This is a genomic window from Mycobacterium sp. SP-6446 (assembly GCF_001954045.1).
Classification (GTDB): Bacteria; Actinomycetota; Actinomycetes; order Mycobacteriales; family Mycobacteriaceae; genus Mycobacterium.
Genome location: NZ_MBEM01000179.1, coordinates 81828 through 98939 on the forward strand (window position 1 = coordinate 81828; position 17112 = coordinate 98939).

A 17112-nucleotide genomic window follows, 5' to 3' on the forward strand; every position below is an offset into this window, starting at 1 on the left:
GCCCAAGTCTATTGGTTTCCGGGTCGGTACATGGGACGGGTTATACTGCTGCACGGTTGAGCCGGGCACGCGAGGCTTCCGCTTTCATTTCGTAGATCGCGCACGGGAAGTGAAAGGCGAGGATCCGCAGTGAAATTTGTGCTGGCATGCCATGGGACCCGTGGCGATGTCGAGCCTTGTGCCGCCGTCGGTCGCGAGCTGATGCACCGCGGCCACGAGGTGCGCATGGCAGTCCCGCCTGACATGGTTGGCTTCGCCGAGTCAGCTGGCCTTGCGGCGGTCGCTTATGGGCTGGACACACAGGTCACGCTGGACGCGCACCGCACCTTCTGGCGGGATCTCTTTGGCAAGTTCTGGAGGACCCGGGATCTGGTCACCGTGTGGCGCGAATCGTGGGAGCCCAATTTCCGCAGCTGGGGGGAAATGAGCGCGACGCTGACGTCGCTGGCGGAGGGCGCCGACCTGATATTCACCGGCATGATTTTCGACGCCGTCGCCGCCAACGTGGCAGAGTATTACGACATTCCACTGGCCACGCTGGATCACCTGCCGTTGCGGGCAAATGGGCAGCTGGTGCCGTTCCTACCCGCACCGGTCGGCCGCTCGACCATGAGGATGGTCGAGCGGCTGATCTGGCTCGTGTGGAAAAGGGCCGAGGACGCGCAGCGTCGCGAATTGGGACTACCGAAGGCCACGGGGCCCGCGTCGCGACGGATTGCCGAACGCGGATCCCTGGAAATTCAAGCCTACGATGAGATTTGCTTTCCCGGGCTGGCGGCCGAATGGGCGAAGTTGAATGGCCGGCGCCCGTTTATCGGCGCGCTGACGATGGAGTTGCCGACGGACGCCGACGAGGATGTAGCGTCCTGGATAGCGGCGGGAACACCGCCGATTTACTTTGGTTTTGGCAGCATGCCTGCAGAATCTCCGGTCGACACGCTCGCCATGATCAGCGCGGCCTGCGCGGAATTGGGCGAGCGGGCGTTGGTTTGCTCGGGCTGGACTGACTTCACCCACGTCTCCGATGTCCAGCACGTCAAGGTCGTGCCCGCAGTGAGCCACGCGGCCATATTGCCCGCTTGCCGCGCGGTCGTGCATCACGGTGGTGCGGGCACCACGGCGGCAGGCCTGCGCGCCGGGGTTCCAACGTTGATCCTCTGGATGTTAGGCGATCAGCCGCTCTTTGGACGTGTAGTCAAGAGGCTGAAAGTTGGCGCTGCGCGGCGCTTTTCGAGCACCACCCGCGACTCGCTGGTCGCAGACCTGCGCACCATCCTCGCCCCAGAGCGGATCGCCCGGGCCCGCGAGGTCGCCGCCCAGATGACCAAGCCCGCCGAAAGTGTCGCGGCCGCTGCTGATCTCTTGGAAGATTTCGCCCGATATAGGCGTGTCGGCTGATCGCTGACGGTGGCTGAATCGTCTGCATGACTGTCACCGATGCGATTGGTCGCGCTGCCAGCCGCCTCCGCGAGCCAGTCAGAACGTTCCCACGCCGAGCAGGTTATGGCGTGCTAGGACAGCATCTTTAAGAGTTGTCAGTTGGCGAAATGCAGCTGATTCACGTGCGCGGCGACCCGCAACGCGTTGGCCGCAATGGTCAAGCTTGGGTTGATGCCGGTGCTGGAGGGGAAGAAGGAGGCGTCCACCACGTACAGGTTCTCCACTCCGTGCGCCCGGTTATTTGCGTCCAGCACACTGGTTTTGGGGTCGGTACCGAAACGACATGTGCCGCAGACGTGGGCCAGGAACGCATTGTTCTTGGCGGTCCGCAGGGTGATTTTGCGAAACGGCTCAAATATCTGTTTCACCTGCCGCAAAAACACCGCGCGGCGCTCGGCTTCACTGGCGTGCCAGCGATACTGGATCCGCAGCCGCTGGCGGCCATCCGAGCTTGGCCGGTCGCATGGCAGCACGCGGTTGTCCAGATACGGCAGGTCTTCCATGATTGTTGCCAACACCAATCCCCCTGAGAAATACCGCTCGTAGATGGGTCGCAGCGCCGGGCTCATGACACGCAGCACCTTCGCCGGCAAATCGGGGCGGTTGGTCAGCGCCTCGATGGGCGCCATCGCGCCGGCCGACTGCACGGCGCCGTATTTCTGTCCCTCCCAAAAGTAAAAATCGTTCAGGCCGATCTGCTTGTTTTCGGCGGTGATGTTCAAGTCTGTTTGCGGCCACACCTCGATATGGTCGACCGCATGGCGCATCAAATTGCGTCCGACCCAGTCTGAGCCGTTGGCCAATCCGCGGGGCCAATCGCCCGACCGGGAATTGAGCAACAGCATCGGGGTGACCAGTGCGCCGGCGGCCAGCACCACCACCTTGGCGTTGAGAGTGAGCATGCCGGAGCGATGTGCGCAGATCACTTGCCGGACCCGGGTGCCATCCGCGTCCAACCGCACCACCCGACATTCGGTCAGCATGTGGGCACCGTATTTGGCAAGGGCCGGCAGCAAGGCGTTGCGGGCGGCGTCGTTCTTGCACGACCGGTGGCAGAGATAGCTATCACAGGTGGTGCACCCGTCGGTGTAGTCGCAGGCCATCGGCAGGTGGTACGGATGCAATCCTTGAGCCGTCAGATGGTCAACCAGCGGCTGGTTCTCCGCCGAAAACGGCGGCGCCGCGGGCAGGCGGACCTCCGCAGCCTCCGGCCGGAGGGGATCGGGCTCGCCACGCACCCCCAACAGCTTCTCGGCCGCTGAATACCAGGGCCGCATCTGGTCGTAGGTCACCGGCCAGGCTTCGGGCACGGTCGAATCGCCGGGGTCGCGAAAGTCCTGCCGAGGGGTGAAATCGCGAACAAAAAACCGCTCGCAGACCATGCCGTAGAGGCCTGTCGACCCCCCGGTGCCGCTGCCAATCCCCGGCAAGTACCGCCGAGGGGAGCGCCCGCTGATGTCCTCGACCTCGTCGGTGGAGCGTCCGGCCCGGACCAAGGCGTCGTAATAGGCTTCCTCGGAGCGGCTCGCCTGCGGCTCTGCAACTTCCGGTATCGCACCATGGATCGTCCCCGGCGTCCCGGGCAACGTCGAGCGCCCCTTTTCGACGAATAACACTTTGCGGCCCGACCGGGCCAGCGAATACCCCAGCATCCCCCCGCCCATGCCGGTCCCCACCACGATGACATCCCACGCGACGTGTTCCGCCTCACGCGGATTGAGCTCGCCGACAGCCAAAATCGAGTTCCTCCCCAGATGATGGCCCAAAAGCATTCGCCGGGTTCGGGCGGCACGACCATATCATCGGCTGGCACACATAGGTCGACGTTTGGTGCCTCCGGCCACCGTGAATCCTTGGTGTTCGGTGCCACCTGTGATGCGGTGCTACCGGAGCCGCAGTGGTGTCCCAGCTGGCGTTCCGTGGTCGCGTTGGGGTCCCACGCGCCGCCGCCCGGTTGATTCGGGCAAATCGCTCTGATGGTTCGGATGTGGGCACATCGCAATGCATCCCGGGGCTGATAATCTCTGCGTGACTCCCGCCCGCGGCAGCCCAACGACTCTTTGGAAGCAGTGATGCCCACTCTCGATTCGGCCAAGCGCCGCGCGCGCCATGCTTTGGTCGAGTCCATGCGCGCGTGCGTTGCGAATGACCGTATTCCCTTGCTCGTCAAGGTAGCCTTCGTGATCTCATGCGGTTGGCTGCTCAAAGCGCTCGGCGACGAGCCCGACGAGCCGCCGGTGGAGTCCGAATACGGGACGAAGTTCGTAGCTGGCCGGGATAGCACAGTTATGACCCCCTGGCTGCGCTTTCGCGGCGCCTTCGAACCGGTGCTATCCGAATTCATTTTGCGGCACGTGCAGCAAGGCGATTTCTGCGTCGACGCCGGTGCCAACATCGGCTACTTCACTGTTCTGTTGGCGGAGCGCGTTGCGCCGTCCGGCAAGGTCCTCGCGATCGAGGCGGCACCTGGCATCGCGCGACGACTGCGCGCCAACGTTGAGCTAAACGGGGCCGCCAACGTTGTCGACGTCGTCGAGGCGGCATGCGCTCCGCATAAGGGCGAGACCACTTTCTATCTGCACCCCCGCCGTGACGGGATGTCCCGACTCCGCCCACCCGCCAAGGGAATTCACCGCCGCGTAATGGGAACCTGGAAATCGGTGACCGTGACCGCTGACACGCTGACCTCCATCGTCGGTGCCGACGCTCAGCGGGTCTCGTTCATTAAGGTGGATATCGAGGGCGCGGAAAAGGCGATAGCGCCGCAAATCGTTGCTGGGTTCCCCCATCCCAGGCTGGTTGTGGCCCTTGAGGTGTGGGCGCCAATCGAAGCGACGTTGAAGCCGTTCCAGGAGGAGGGGTTTTACGTGTACGACCTGCACAATGACTACCACTGGATATTTGAGCGCAAGGTGCGGGCGATCACGGAGGTGACATACCGCGATCTCTATCGGCGTAGGGTCGCCGACGTACTGCTCAGCCGACAGCCCCTTGCCCTCTCTTAGCACCCTCTTCCGTAGCAGGAGAAAGGCGAGGCTCCCTCGCTTCGATTCTCTAAGCCGAGCTGTGATGTTGACGATTCGCCCTGTTGTGCCTGCATTCTTGCCATACTTGCTTTGTGCCCGTCATCAACCGCCTGATAGTCAGCCCTGCGTTTGCCGTGGTGGATACCGCCCGTTCGTTGCGCGACTCGAAACGAAGAGCCCAGGCACTCCGGTTGGCGGTGGAGGCCTCCTATGGGATACCGGGGAACATCGTAGAATTCGGCGTCGCGAGCGGGACCTCAACCCGGACCATTGTCAAGACAGTACGACGGATACAGCGGACCGGCATAGGGGATCCGCCCAAGGCAGTCTTCGCTTGCGATTCGTTCGAGGGCATGCCGGAGAAGTACGAGAACTTAGAGGTCGGCGCCTTTGCCTGCAAGCCTCCTAGGATTCGTGGCGCGGAGATAGTAAAAGGTTACTTCGAAACGTCGCTCACTCCCGAGCTGGCCCAGCGAGTTGGTCGAGTGGCGTTGGCATCACTCGACGCTGACCTGTTCTCCTCTACACTCTGCGCACTGACCTGGCTTACTCCGCTCCTCAGCGGTGGCAGCCTATTGCTGTTTGACGAGTACTTGGGTGGCGACAACGCAGAGAAGCGAGCTCACGAGCAATGGCAAGAAGCGACCGGGGTGCGTACTGAGGAAGTCTTTCGGTTTGCCCGTGACCCAGCTGGGTTCGGCGAAACCCCGGACGAGCGAGTTCTCTTTCGGGTGACTTGAGGCGACCGCGTACCTATGGCACCGGCCCTAAATTTGCACCGCCTCTGGGCGGTCGGCGAAGTCTGTGCAACGGGGATCAAGGCTTGAAATCCTCCCCGTGGCAGGAGAACCCACGCGGTGGCCTTGGATCCGGCAGCACGTCAGCGTGCCGCCAAGTACCTCACGCTCATCTTGGCGCGGGTTACTTGGGGCGAGAACAGGCGGCCGTTTAGCGGGCGGGTGTCCAGCCAACCAGCTGTCCAAAGAGCCGTAGCCCAGCCGATTTCACTGGATTGTTGCGAGGCGGCGCTGGAGCGAATCCATTTGCGAAGTCCTGAAACTCCGGCCGAAACGGTCGCAATCGGGGTTTGTACCACAGGTTGCCGTAGAACTGGGTTCGCTGCGCTGGCAAATGATCGTAGCGCGCCCGTATCGCGTGGAGGGTGTCGTGACGCGGGGAGAACACCACGATGCTGTTGTTGGCGGTCTGTCGTTTCCGCGTCTCGCACCATTGCCATGGCACCCAGCAAGTCTCGGCATCGGTTGTGTCTCTCCAAAACCGCCGAATGAAGTCCCACTCGGGCCGGAACGTCATGTAGTGGGTGTGGTAGTCGTTCGCCTCGGTGTTGCTGCCTGGGTTGACGTTCAGCATCCACGTAAGAGCCTTCTGCCTGATATCTGGATGAGGGCTAATCTCGTAGCCGTTGAGGTACTTCTGCAGCCCACAATCCAGCTGTGTCGGGGCGGTGATGCCGAACTTCTCGTTGAGCAAGTGCCGGAAGTCGGGAGACCGGAAAAACGCGTCGAGTGAGCGGACGGGCTCGGAGCGAGGGCTGGTGCAGCGCAGGGCCATACCTTTGCCCTCACATGCTGCGTGGGTGCCTTTCGGTTTGACAGCGGTTTCGAGCCACGCAACATATTCGGCGCGGGACTTCGTGCAGCCAGGAAACTGGACCGGCTGATAACTGACAGCTTCGAGTCTCGAGAACAGCTCGTCGACGTTTGCAGCGGGAGCCAGCGTGATGTCCGGCGAGCTCACCACCGCTTCAAAGTCGTGCTGATCGAGGAAGTTCTCGAGGTAGACGTGCGGGAACGGCTCGCTGCAAATCGCGGCGGCATCCAGCTTTTCCAGCAGATATGTGAATGACATTTCCACCCTCGACGTGGTTAATCGACGTCCCCCTGAAGCAGTTATCCGCCGTCCGGTTGGAAACCAAAGCGTACAGGATGTGACGCCGAGTCGTAACGAAATCGCAGGGCGGCCGCGACCGATCGCACGCCTGTCCCGATGCGCTCAGGTTCGGCTCCGGCGCCGAGGCATTGCAAAACACTCCAATACTGCCAACCACACTCAAGGCATTTGAGCCGCGTGTACATGTCTCCAGTTCGACGCCCTGTGATCCACCGCCCGCTCCTGTGCCCACTCGACTGGGCCAGGTAGCCATCACTCGGAACAGCATCGGCTGCGGAGCCGCTCGTGTCGTTTGTGCCCAGCGCGGAGACGAGCGCTTGAAGCAGACACATGGGGCGAATTCAGCGCTTATTGTTTCGTGGTCGCCGTCGATTGAGGCAGGCTATGCCTCCTCGCTGTCATTCGACCGATGGGCGGACAGACAGTCTGTATCGTCGTAGCCGACAGGTGACGCCTAGGTGCGGATAAGTGTTGCTCGACGGTGGGGATGGGACATGACGCAGGGTCGTACGCTCCAAGAAGTGCTTGCCCAAGAGGGCATCGCCGATCTCACCGGCCTCTGGCCAGTCGAACAGGTCGAGGCATGGAATCGGCGAGTGGACTCATTGTTCGCCGTGGTCGAGGATCAACCGCGCTCATACATTAGTGCCGACAAACTCGTCGAAACAGGTATTTTCCAAGAAGCGTTCAGCGAACCAGTGCGCCGACTCATTGCCGGTATTCAGCCTTCTGCTCTGCTGTACCACTGCCATTGCGTCGAGACGGCTGCTGGGCAAACGAAGCCGCATATCCATAAAAACAATCGCCTTCAGGGCTGGCACAAGGACTGGGAAACGCTGAGAGATTTCACAAAGCATTTTCCAACATTTGTTAGTATATTCATACTCATGTCGCCCGTTGGTGACGCGGACGGACCATTCGAATTCGCGCCGAGATCGTCTGAAATATTGCGGGCACGCGGTGAGATCGTACGTTTGAGAGGGCCTATCGGTACGGCGGCGATTTGGAATCGTTCGTACTATCATCGGGCTGCCCCAAATCGGGGACCGCGGCGTCGAAGAATTTTGAAAATTTCATTCCAGCCGGCTGGGTTGCCTAACCCTCGGATTGGATTGGACGAATTCAAGACGGCATGGTCGAACCTGGATGATCCACGTCTTCGGGCTTTGGTAGATGAGCGTCGGGTAGGAACAACTGACCCACTTGCCGAGGCAGGTGACCCGGTTGAGTCGCGGTTATTGCCCGCAACTGAGAGGAACGAGCTAACCGCGGTGTCTGCGGCGTACGGACGCCTCTATGCGGCTGGTTGTAAGCTGCTGAGTTCCGCACTGGCAGGACCATAGAGCTCCATCGGTTCAAAGCGAAGGAGCGCGAGTTGACTGCAACGGGTCCCGAAAAGAATCGACTGCGAGCGTTGGTCATTGGTTCGGGATATCGTGCCAGAAACGCATTTCTACCTGCGCTGACGTGCTTGGACTCAGATGTCGAGGTTGTGGGCGTATGCTCACGGAACTTTGCTCACGCTCGCGAAGCGGCACAGCAGTTTGGTGTCGAAGCCATTGAGGATTTGCGCTCATTGCGGCCAGGTGACGTCGACGTCGTCCTGGTGTCCGTCACCCCCGCGAGCATCCTGGCGGTGCTGCGCGCTACAGCCCATATTGCTCCCGGAGCTGCGCTGGTTATGGACACGCCGGCCATGGCCGGCTTGGGCGACCTTCGGCATCTCGCACTTTATCGGCGCTGGCGGACTGTGCGCGTGGGCGAGGACTTCATGAATATGCCCCAGTTCCGGTTGGTCGGGAAAGTTATCGACTCAGGTGCTCTCGGCGACGTTGTGAGCATTCGGCTGACGAATATGGGCTTCGCGTACCACGCCTTGGCGTTATTGAGATCGTGGCTCGGATATCCACTCGTACGTTCCGCGCGCAGCCGTAGGTGGCGCAGGGGAGCCGTCGACCTCGTTTATCGCTTTCCGGGCGGAGTGATCGCCGAAGTGATCGAGCCGTACACGCGGGGAGAAGGGTTTATTGACGTTGCCGGCACGCGGGCTTCAATTACCGGCCACATGATGGGGTGCGACATCGGTAATCGCGCAGCTCCGGTCGGCGATATGGCACACGGCGCGCGTGGCCACTTAGAACGGCTAGAAGACGAGAGCGGACTGTCGGGATATCAAATCGTTGGGTTGGGTGCCGAGTTCACGACGGGCGTCCCGTCCATGGCGCGGCTGCGGACGATGGGGATTGAAGATGACAGCGAGCTCAATCTGATCCGCATTGACGGGCTGTGCCGGGTGATCTCGTCGCTGTGGACCCCAGATCCGGTGAACACTCAATATCGGCTGCAAGACGCAATGGCCGACGTCGTGGTGAGCTTCGCCGCGCGACCGCTCCCGTGGTGGCCTATACCGCAGATTGCAGGCCGCAATCTTGTGGATTTGGTCGAGTCCGCGTTCAGCCCGTTCACGCAATTGAGGCGATCGACGGCCATGACTGACGAACATGCGTGACCTCAGATGCTTATATTACTAAATCGGTCGTGGGCCAAGCGCTATCGAAAAGCACGGCCGTCATGCGGTCGCATCGTTGATTTGATGTAGCGATTCTTCCGATGGGACGCAATTCGGGGGCGCTCCGAGATGAATGCCGGTGAGCGAGAAGTCGTCCATGGCACCCAAAAGCTCTTGTCGCAAGCCGTCATTCGAGTCGAGACGACCCGGCTGATAGGCCGTCGCCGCGACAAAGATATGGCCGTGCGCTCTTCCGGAGACGAACCACTGCACTCCGCCAAACCGGTGCACCATCCCCCTGGTCATGCCCGGATATTGGATTCTCATGGCGAAATAGTCGGCGTGGGTGCCATCCGGGCGGTTGGCGGCCGGGTTGACCACGCCGAGGCTGGATGAGTTGATGGCGATCCCCGCGCCACTACCCCTCGAGAGGAGCCGCTTGGGCAGTAGGCCCATCAGAGGAGCAACAGACATCGCCGCACGCCAATCGTCGCGCTTCTCCTGATCACAAGTCAGCGCTTGTTTGATGGCGCCCCGGATCGGACGCAGATCCGTGCTCGCCGGGACTGGGTCGACCGTGATAGCGCAAACGCTGTACGCGTTCGCGCGGGTGTCGTCGGCGACGCGCTCATTGACTGGTATGCCCACCAAGGCCGAGCCATCTGCGGCGACCCGACCCAGTCGCTGGGCGAGGCGGCCCGCCAATCCCACAAGCAGCGAATTGGTGGTCCCCCCAAGCGATTGTGCGCGCGCTTCCCACTCACTGGCGTCGACGAACACCGTTGCCGACGGAAGCATGATTGGTTCGTCGGCGCCGGAGGGCAGGGCAGGCAACGGAGTCGCAGCACCGGGACGACTGCGGCTACGCCGGGCCATCCGTACGGCCGCGGCGACCCCACGACCGATAGCGGGAATGTCGCGTGCGGTTTGGCGGATGTCCTCGCGCAAGGCCTGCCACCGGCGGCGCGACGCGGCGGTTGGCCAGCTCATCGGATCCTCGCCGCCACAGGTCGCGTCCGCCAGCGCCTCGCACAACCCGACGCCGTCGGCGAGGCAATGCGGGATGACGAAGCTGACCCCGGCGCCGCCATCGGTGAACGGGACCATCGCAAGGTGCCATCCGGGTCCGTGCTCGCAATTTAGCGGGGCGTTAGCCTGCTCGTTGAGCCAGGCGTCGAATTCTTCACGCGGCCGGGCCGACGTGGCGATCTCCAGATCGGACGACCCGTCGCATGCAATCCAGCGGTGCCGGCCGAACCGCAATGGCGACCGTTCGATGCAGCGGGATAAGCGTCCCCGCTGAAGGTGGTGATGAAACTGCCGCAGGCCGTCGATGTCAACTGGGCGGTCATACACCCAAAAACACTGCAGCACGGTAGTAAAGCCCGTCACTCGATCAAGGTCGAACGTGGTCTGATCGAGCAGATCGAGTAGGTTGGCCGCCGGCGCCGTACGTCTCGCCCTATCTCTGAGAACGCCCATTTCACCCTCCCGTGGTACCGCAACCGCGCGCCACTCGGAATATATCGGTCCAACTCACCGACCAAGTATCAGATGACGAAAGCCGCCCGACGTCCGTAGAGGGCATGCGACTCATACGCCATCGAGGCCCAGTTGGCGTCGAAGAGTAGCGAACTCGCTGTCGAGCCGCTGCCGGAGATGTATGACGGCAGCACTTGTCCTGGTCCTGATATTCGGCGAGTCCGCGATCGCGTCGCCTACCCTGTCGACTACCTCGGAAGCACTCAGCTTGTCGGTGCGGATGAGCAAATCTGCGCTATCAATGGACAGCGCGAAGTCCCTGCACTTCGGTTGATACTCCAGTGAGATTGTTGGGGTGTTGGAAAGGGATGCCAAGATTCCCGCGTGGAGCCGGCTGACAATGGCTACCGAACAGCGAGCAAACTCGCGCGCCGCGGCGCCCGTGTCGACCGGAAGCACAATGTCTGCGGCCGTATGCTGCAACGCCATCTCGGTCCATCGCTTGTCTTTCGGGTTCATGAGTATCCCGACAAACCGATAGCCTTGTGACGACAGTTGGTTCACGGCGATCGACATCTCCTCAGCCACCTTCGCTCGATGTCCCCAAATCACGCCGTCGCCGAAGCCGACGTTCAGCCCAATCAAGCCGTCTTCTGGAACTACATCGGGCAGCGGGAGCAGAAGTGCCGGGTCGCCGGATACCTCGACATTCAGCCCGACTTCGGCCAGGAGTTCAGCGCTACGAGGTCCACGCACGGACACACTGTGAAACTGTGAAAGTATTGGTGCCCATCGCTTTAGCTCGTCCTTACCCGAGCCGAACGGTGTCCAGACGGGTTCCTCAACCCCGACACCAATCGCATAGCTCCCCTTATTTGTGAGCGCGATCCCGCGAGTGACCCATCGCCTCCACACGCGCCGTCCAACGAGGGTTCCGCCACCCACGACTTGTGCCGCATATGGGCTGCGCCGCAGCGACCGAGTCAAACCTGTTGCGGCTGCATATACCGCCTCGTGTCGAAAAAGCGGCAGATCGACGAACGTCGCTCCGGGAAGCTGCGATCGGACAGCGTCGTAGATTGCGTCATCGCCGAGGTTGCCCCTCCGGTGCCAGCCGAGGTAAGCGACCAGCGGATCCGCGATGTCCGTCACCTCATGTTCCCGCCCATGGCAGCACCATACGCGGGATAGCGGATTAAACTGCCGGGCGGCCGCGGCAGGGGCGGAGCCTCCCGTTCCTATTTCGCGGAACGAGCAGGCTAGTGGAAGGCTAGGACTCGCGATGAAATTTGTGCTGGCCTGCTACGGAACTCGCGGCGATGTCGAGCCCTCCGCCGCCGCCGGCCGCGAGTTGCTCCGCAGGGGCCACGAGGTGCGCATGGCGGTCCCGCCCGAACTAGTCGGCTTCGCGGAGTCGGCCGGGCTTTCGGCGGTCGCCTATGGGCCGGAGACGCAGGCGATGCTGGACGCGCACCGCAACTTATGGACGCAGTTCTACCGCAATTTTTGGCGGATCGGTGAGCTGCGCCGGTTGTGGCGCGAGGTTTGGGGGCACCGCAGCGAATGCATGGGGGAGATGAGCAAGACGCTGACGGCGCTGGCCGACGGCGCCGACCTGCTCTTCACCGGACTGGTTTACGAGGAAGTCGCCGCCAATGTCGCGGAGTACCACGGCATTCCGCTGGCCACACTGCATTACTTCCCGCTGCGGACCAATGGTCAGATCGCCTTTCCCACACGCTTGCCGCCACCGCTGGTCCGCCTTGCGATGACCGTGTACGAGTGGTTGGGATGGCGCATTTGGAAGAAGGCCGAGGACGCACAGCGTCGTGAACTCGGCCTACCGAAGGCCAAAGGCCCCGCGACGCGACGGATCGCTGAACGCGGATCGCTGGAAATCCAGGCCTACGACGAAGTGTGCTTTCCGGGGCTGGCCGCCGAATGGGCGAAATGGGACGGCCTGCGGCCCTTCGTCGGCACGCTGACGATGGAGCTGGCGACCGATGCCGACGAGGAGGTCGCATCGTGGATCGCCGCGGGAACTCCGCCGATTTACTTCGGGTTCGGCAGCATGCCGGTGGAATCCCCGGCTGACACGCTGGCGATGATCGCCGACGCGTGCGCGCAGCTGGGGGAGCGGGCGCTGGTTGGTGCCGGCTGGAGCGACTTCAGCGACGTCCCCCATTTCGACCACGTCAAGCTCGTGGGTGCGATGAATTTCGCGGCCATTTTTCCCGCCTGTCGTGCGCTTGTCCACCACGGTGGCTCGAGCACCACGCCCATTGGCCTGCGCGCCGGAGTCCCGCAGCTGATCCTGTACTGGGACCTCGTTCACGCGATCTATGGAGATCAGCTCAAACGACTGAAAGTGGGTACCGCGCGGCGCTTTTCGAGCACTACCCGGGAGTCGCTCGTCGCGGACCTGCGCACCATCCTCGCCCCGCAATATGCCGCGCGGGCCCGCGAGATCGCCACGAGGATGACCAGCCCCGCACAAAGCGCCGCAGCCACCGCGGATCTCGTGGAGAATTTCGCTCGCCGCAAGGGTGTTGGCTGATCGAAGCTTTTCGATTCCAGGCTTGTAGCGTGGGTCGTGGATTAGACTGCCGGACGGGTGAGCCGGGACCTGAAGCCCCGGCTTTTATTTCGCAGAACACGCGCTTGGAGGCGAAGAATTAGGATCCGCGATGCCTGAACGCGTGTTTGGCCGTAGCGACGCCGAGATCGACCTCCTGGTCCGCGGCATGCGATCCGGGATCGCCATCGTGGGCTTCGGCTACATCGGCACGGTGATCGGCGCCGTGCTGGCCGACCGCGGCTGGCCCGTGACCGGGATCGACGTGCGGCAGAGCGTCGTCGACGAGATCAACCTCGGCAAGACCACGGTGCCCGAGCCGGGGCTCAACGAGCTCGTCTCCAACAACGTACGAGTCGGCCGGCTGCGCGCCACGACCGATTTCGGCGCGCTCGCGGACAACGACTTCATCATCGTGACCGTCGGGACGCCGCTTGGTCCGGACTTCGAGCCAATCGTGGACGACATCAAGGCAGCGGCGCGGGCCGTGGCGGAGCACCTGCGTCCCGGCCACGTCGTCATCCTCAAGAGCACGGTTCCGCCCGACACCACCGAAAAGCTGTTCCAGCCGATCCTCGAAGAAGCCTCGGGCCTGCGCGCCGGCGTCGACTTCGGGTTGGCGTTTTGCCCCGAACGGCTCGCCGAGGGCCAGGCCATCCGCGAGCTGACGTCGATCCCGATCGTCGTCGGCGCCGTCGATGAGCGCAGCGCGCGCGCCTGCTCAACGCTGTGGCGGCACACCCTGGGAATGGACTCCATCGTCGTCGACGACCCGCGAACCGCCGAGATGGTCAAGCTCGCCGACAACGTGTGGATCGACCTCAACGTGGCGCTCGCGAACGAGCTGGCCAAGGTATGCGACCGGCTCGGGATGGACGTACTGCAGGTCATCGACGCGGCCAACTCCATGCCGAAGGTCAACCACAACGTCAACATCCTGATGCCGAGCATGGGCGTCGGTGGCTACTGCTTGACGAAGGACCCCTGGTTCGTCAGCCATCTGGGCCAATCCCTCGGGCTGGAGCTGGCGATACCGCGGACGTCGAGGACCGTCAACGACACGATGCCCGGCTACACCTACGGGCTGCTCACGCAACTGCTCGCCGACCAGGGCAAGTCGATCGAGACCAGCAAGATCGCGGTGCTGGGCATCGCCTTCAAGAACAACACCGGCGACTGCCGGCTCACGCCCACCAAGTACGTCGTCGCCCTGCTCGAGGAGTCCGGCTGCCAGCTTTCGGTCCATGATCCGTGGGTGCCGGAAGAGGAGGCCCGCACGGTCACGCAGATCCCCCTGACCGCCGACATCGAATCGGCGGTCGAGAATGCCGACGCCTTGGTTGTCCTGGCGGGCCACCGACAGTTCCACCAGATCCCGCTGGCGCGGCTCGCGGAGCTGGCGGCGCCCAGCTGTGTGTTCCTCGATGGCCGGAACAGCTTCGACCCCGCGGCGGTGCGCGCCGCCGGGCTGATCTACAAGGGGATCGGCCGATAATGCCCAACGTCGTCGTGACGGGCGGCTACGGCTTCATCGGATCGCACCTGGTCTCCGCCCTGCTGGAGCGCGGGGACTCGGTCACCGTTTTCGATTTCGCGAAGAACACCCGCGACAGCAGCATCGACTTCGACCGGCACCCCAACTTCCGCTTCGTCCAGGGCGACGTCACCGATATCGATGCGCTGGAAACCGCCCTGACGCCCGGCGTCGACACGGTCTTTCACCTGGCCGCGGTCGTCGGCGTCAAGAACTACGTCAAGGATCCGCTGCGGGTTCTCGACGTCAACGTGACCGGCACCCGCAACGTCCTCGAGCTGAGCCATCGGCACGGGACGCACGTGCTGTTCGCCAGCACATCGGAGGTGTTCGGGAAGAACCCGGACCCGCCGTTCGCCGAGGACGACGATCGCGTCCTCGGTTCGACAAAAACCGCGCGGTGGAGCTACAGCACCAGCAAGGCCATGGCCGAACATCTCGTTTTCGCGATGCACACGGCCCACGGATTGCCCGCGACGGTAGTTCGCTACTTCAACGTCTACGGCCCACGGCAGAACCCAATCTTCGTGATTTCTCAGAGCATTCACCGGATCCTCAACGGCCGCCCCCCTTTGCTGTACGACTCGGGCGACCAGACACGTTGCTTCACCTACGTCGACGACGCCATCGCCGGCACCTTGCTGGCGGCCGACAGCGACGCGGCAATCGGTGAGGCCTTCAACATCGGCAGCATGACCGAGACGACCATGCGCGACGTTGTCGGTCTGGCGATCAAGATCGCGAACGTCGACTCGGTGTCCGCGGCGGAAGCTGTTGACACCGCGGCGCGCTACGGGGATCGCTATGAGGACATCCCCCGCCGCATTCCGGACTCGACCAAGGCACAGCGGGAGCTCGGCTGGCGGCTCCAGGTCGACGTCGAGGAGGGGATCCGTCGCACCATCGAATGGGCGCGGGCCAACCCGTGGTATCTCGAAGAACCCGCAGGGGATCGGCCGCGATGAGGTTTGTGCTGGCGAGCTGGGGAAGTCGCGGCGACATCGAACCCAGCGCCGCCATCGGCCGTGAGTTGCTGCGCCGGGGGCACGAGGTGCGCCTGGCGGTTCCGCCCGACCTGGTTGGCTTCGTCGAGTCGATTGGGCTTCCGGCGGTCGCCTACGGCCTGGACAGGCAGGCCTGGCTGGAGGCGCACCGCAAGTTCTGGACGCATTTCTTCGGCAACTTCTGGCGGATCGGGGAGCTGCGCCGGTTGTGGCGGGACGTGTGGGAGCCCAGGACCCAGGCCCTGGGGGAGATGAACGCGACGCTGACGTCGCTGGCCGAGGGTGCCGACCTGCTCTTCACCGGCCTGGTCTACCAGGAGCTCGCCGCCAATGTCGCGGAGCATCACGGCATTCCGTTGGCAACGTTGCACTACTTCCCGGTGCGGCCCAACGGTCAGCTGCTGTCCTTCCTGCCGGCGCCATTGCGGCGCTTGGCGATGCGGGTCTACGACTGGGTCGGCTGGCGCGCGGAGAAGAAGCTCGACGATGCGCAGCGGCGTGAACTGGGGCTGCCCGCGGCCACGGCGCCGTCGGCGCGGCGGATTGCCGAACGCGGATCGCTGGAAATCCAGGCCTACGACGAAGTGTGCTTTCCGGGGCTGGCGGCCGAATGGGCGGAATGGGATGGGCTGCGGCCCTTCGTCGGAGCGGTGACGATGGAGGTGCCGACCGATGCCGACGAGGAGGTCGCTTCGTGGATCGCCGCCGGGACGCCGCCGATCTTCTTCGGGTTCGGCAGCATGCCGGTCGATTCTCCGGCCGACACGGTCGCCATGATCGCCGCGGCCTGCGCGGAATTGGGCGAGCGGGCGCTGGTAGTTGCCGGCTGGAGTGACTTCAGCGACGTCCCGCGATTTGAACATGTCAAGGCGGTGGGCGCCGTCAACGTCGCCGCGATCTTCCCGGCTTGCCGCGCGCTCGTGCACCATGGCGGCGCGGGTACCACGGCCATCGGGCTGCGCGCCGGGGTCCCCACGCTGATCCTCTCGACGGACCTCGATCAGACGCTTTGGGGGGTGCGGGTGAAGCGGTTGAAAGTGGGCACCGCCAGGCGCTTTTCGGGCACGACGCGGGAGTCGCTGGTCGCGGACCTGCGAACCATCCTCGAGCCCGCCTACGCCGCGCGGGCCCGCGAGATCGCGACGCAAATGAGCAAGCCCGCCGAGAGCGTGATCGCCGCCGCCGATCTGCTCGAAGATTTCGCCCGCGCGCGGCGTGTCGGCTGATCGACGGAGGCGAAAACTCGGGCCAGGCGATGGCCCCTGAGCTGTGTCGGAAGTAACAGCAGGTCACATCAGGGACTTTTCCGAAAGCGCGTACAGGCCCTGTAGGCCTCCACTACCGTTTGTGAGGGGTTTCCTTTTCGACTGGAGGGTTTGGAGCAGCGGTGAGCGGCAATCCGTTCGACGACGACGGTGGCAGCTTCCTCGTGTTGGTCAACGACGAGGAGCAGCACAGTCTGTGGCCGGCGTTCGCCGATGTTCCTGCTGGCTGGCGGGTGGTTTACGGCGAGGCCGAGCGCGCTGCATGTCTGGACTACATCGAGCAGAACTGGACCGATATCCGGCCGAGGAGTCTGCGCGAGAGGCTGGCAGCGGTTCAGGCCAACAAGTAAACCGTGGGGCTTGGGG

The 17112-nt window shown here is 63.2% G+C and carries 14 protein-coding genes; 10 read left to right on the forward strand and 4 right to left on the reverse strand.

What is annotated here, in order from left to right:
• Nucleotides 1-129: 129 nt before the first annotated feature.
• On the forward strand, nucleotides 130-1398 hold the full coding sequence (locus tag A5736_RS16200) for a glycosyltransferase (protein ID WP_076247332.1): 1269 nt from the start codon (nucleotides 130-132) through the stop codon (nucleotides 1396-1398).
• A 137-nt stretch (nucleotides 1399-1535) separates the two neighbouring features.
• Here A5736_RS16200 and A5736_RS16205 read toward each other — a convergent pair whose 3' ends face one another.
• A complete protein-coding gene (locus A5736_RS16205; protein ID WP_254848383.1) occupies nucleotides 1536-3176 on the reverse strand; it encodes a GMC oxidoreductase in 1641 nt (546 codons plus the stop codon).
• Nucleotides 3177-3512: 336 nt separating this feature from the next.
• Between A5736_RS16205 and A5736_RS16210 the strand changes: the two genes are divergently transcribed.
• Both A5736_RS16210 and A5736_RS16215 read left to right on the forward strand, forming a co-directional pair.
• Nucleotides 3513-4445 carry an FkbM family methyltransferase gene (locus A5736_RS16210; protein WP_139333357.1) on the forward strand — a complete coding sequence of 311 codons (933 nt, stop codon included), beginning with the start codon at nucleotides 3513-3515 and terminating at the stop codon, nucleotides 4443-4445.
• A 113-nt stretch (nucleotides 4446-4558) separates the two neighbouring features.
• On the forward strand, nucleotides 4559-5206 hold the full coding sequence (locus A5736_RS16215; RefSeq protein WP_076247336.1) for a TylF/MycF/NovP-related O-methyltransferase: 648 nt from the start codon (nucleotides 4559-4561) through the stop codon (nucleotides 5204-5206).
• A 208-nt stretch (nucleotides 5207-5414) separates the two neighbouring features.
• Here A5736_RS16215 and A5736_RS16220 read toward each other — a convergent pair whose 3' ends face one another.
• Nucleotides 5415-6335, reverse strand: coding sequence for a hypothetical protein (locus tag A5736_RS16220; RefSeq protein ID WP_076247338.1), 921 nt, complete (start codon nucleotides 6333-6335; stop codon nucleotides 5415-5417).
• Between the two features lie 536 nt (nucleotides 6336-6871).
• On the opposite strand from A5736_RS16220, the gene A5736_RS26040 reads away from it, so the two are divergent.
• Entirely contained in the window at nucleotides 6872-7720 is an 849-nt protein-coding gene (locus A5736_RS26040; RefSeq protein ID WP_076247340.1) for a phytanoyl-CoA dioxygenase family protein, read from the forward strand.
• 71 nt (nucleotides 7721-7791) lie between these two features.
• A complete protein-coding gene (locus A5736_RS16230; RefSeq protein WP_254848387.1) occupies nucleotides 7792-8886 on the forward strand; it encodes a Gfo/Idh/MocA family protein in 1095 nt (364 codons plus the stop codon).
• Between the two features lie 60 nt (nucleotides 8887-8946).
• On the opposite strand, the gene A5736_RS16235 is transcribed toward A5736_RS16230, so the two are convergent.
• Both A5736_RS16235 and A5736_RS16240 read right to left on the reverse strand, forming a co-directional pair.
• The gene (locus A5736_RS16235; RefSeq protein ID WP_254848384.1) at nucleotides 8947-10242 is read right to left on the reverse strand and encodes a hypothetical protein; all 1296 of its coding nucleotides are present in this window, start codon (nucleotides 10240-10242) and stop codon (nucleotides 8947-8949) included.
• A 237-nt stretch (nucleotides 10243-10479) separates the two neighbouring features.
• A complete protein-coding gene (locus tag A5736_RS16240) occupies nucleotides 10480-11520 on the reverse strand; it encodes a polysaccharide pyruvyl transferase family protein (RefSeq protein ID WP_076247345.1) in 1041 nt (346 codons plus the stop codon).
• A 130-nt stretch (nucleotides 11521-11650) separates the two neighbouring features.
• Between A5736_RS16240 and A5736_RS16245 the strand changes: the two genes are divergently transcribed.
• From A5736_RS16245 to A5736_RS16265, 5 genes are all read left to right on the forward strand, one after another.
• Nucleotides 11651-12925: a glycosyltransferase gene (locus A5736_RS16245; RefSeq protein WP_076247347.1), complete on the forward strand. Its 1275-nt coding sequence runs from the start codon at nucleotides 11651-11653 to the stop codon at nucleotides 12923-12925.
• Nucleotides 12926-13055: 130 nt separating this feature from the next.
• The gene (locus A5736_RS16250) at nucleotides 13056-14438 is read left to right on the forward strand and encodes a nucleotide sugar dehydrogenase (protein ID WP_083667497.1); all 1383 of its coding nucleotides are present in this window, start codon (nucleotides 13056-13058) and stop codon (nucleotides 14436-14438) included.
• A complete protein-coding gene (locus tag A5736_RS16255; RefSeq protein WP_076247348.1) occupies nucleotides 14438-15442 on the forward strand; it encodes an NAD(P)-dependent oxidoreductase in 1005 nt (334 codons plus the stop codon). Before A5736_RS16250 ends, A5736_RS16255 begins: the two co-directional genes overlap by 1 nt.
• Nucleotides 15439-16707: a glycosyltransferase gene (locus tag A5736_RS16260; RefSeq protein ID WP_076247350.1), complete on the forward strand. Its 1269-nt coding sequence runs from the start codon at nucleotides 15439-15441 to the stop codon at nucleotides 16705-16707. Before A5736_RS16255 ends, A5736_RS16260 begins: the two co-directional genes overlap by 4 nt.
• A gap of 161 nt (nucleotides 16708-16868) precedes the next feature.
• Nucleotides 16869-17096: an MbtH family protein gene (locus A5736_RS16265; RefSeq protein ID WP_076247352.1), complete on the forward strand. Its 228-nt coding sequence runs from the start codon at nucleotides 16869-16871 to the stop codon at nucleotides 17094-17096.
• The last annotated feature ends 16 nt before the right edge of the window (nucleotides 17097-17112 follow it).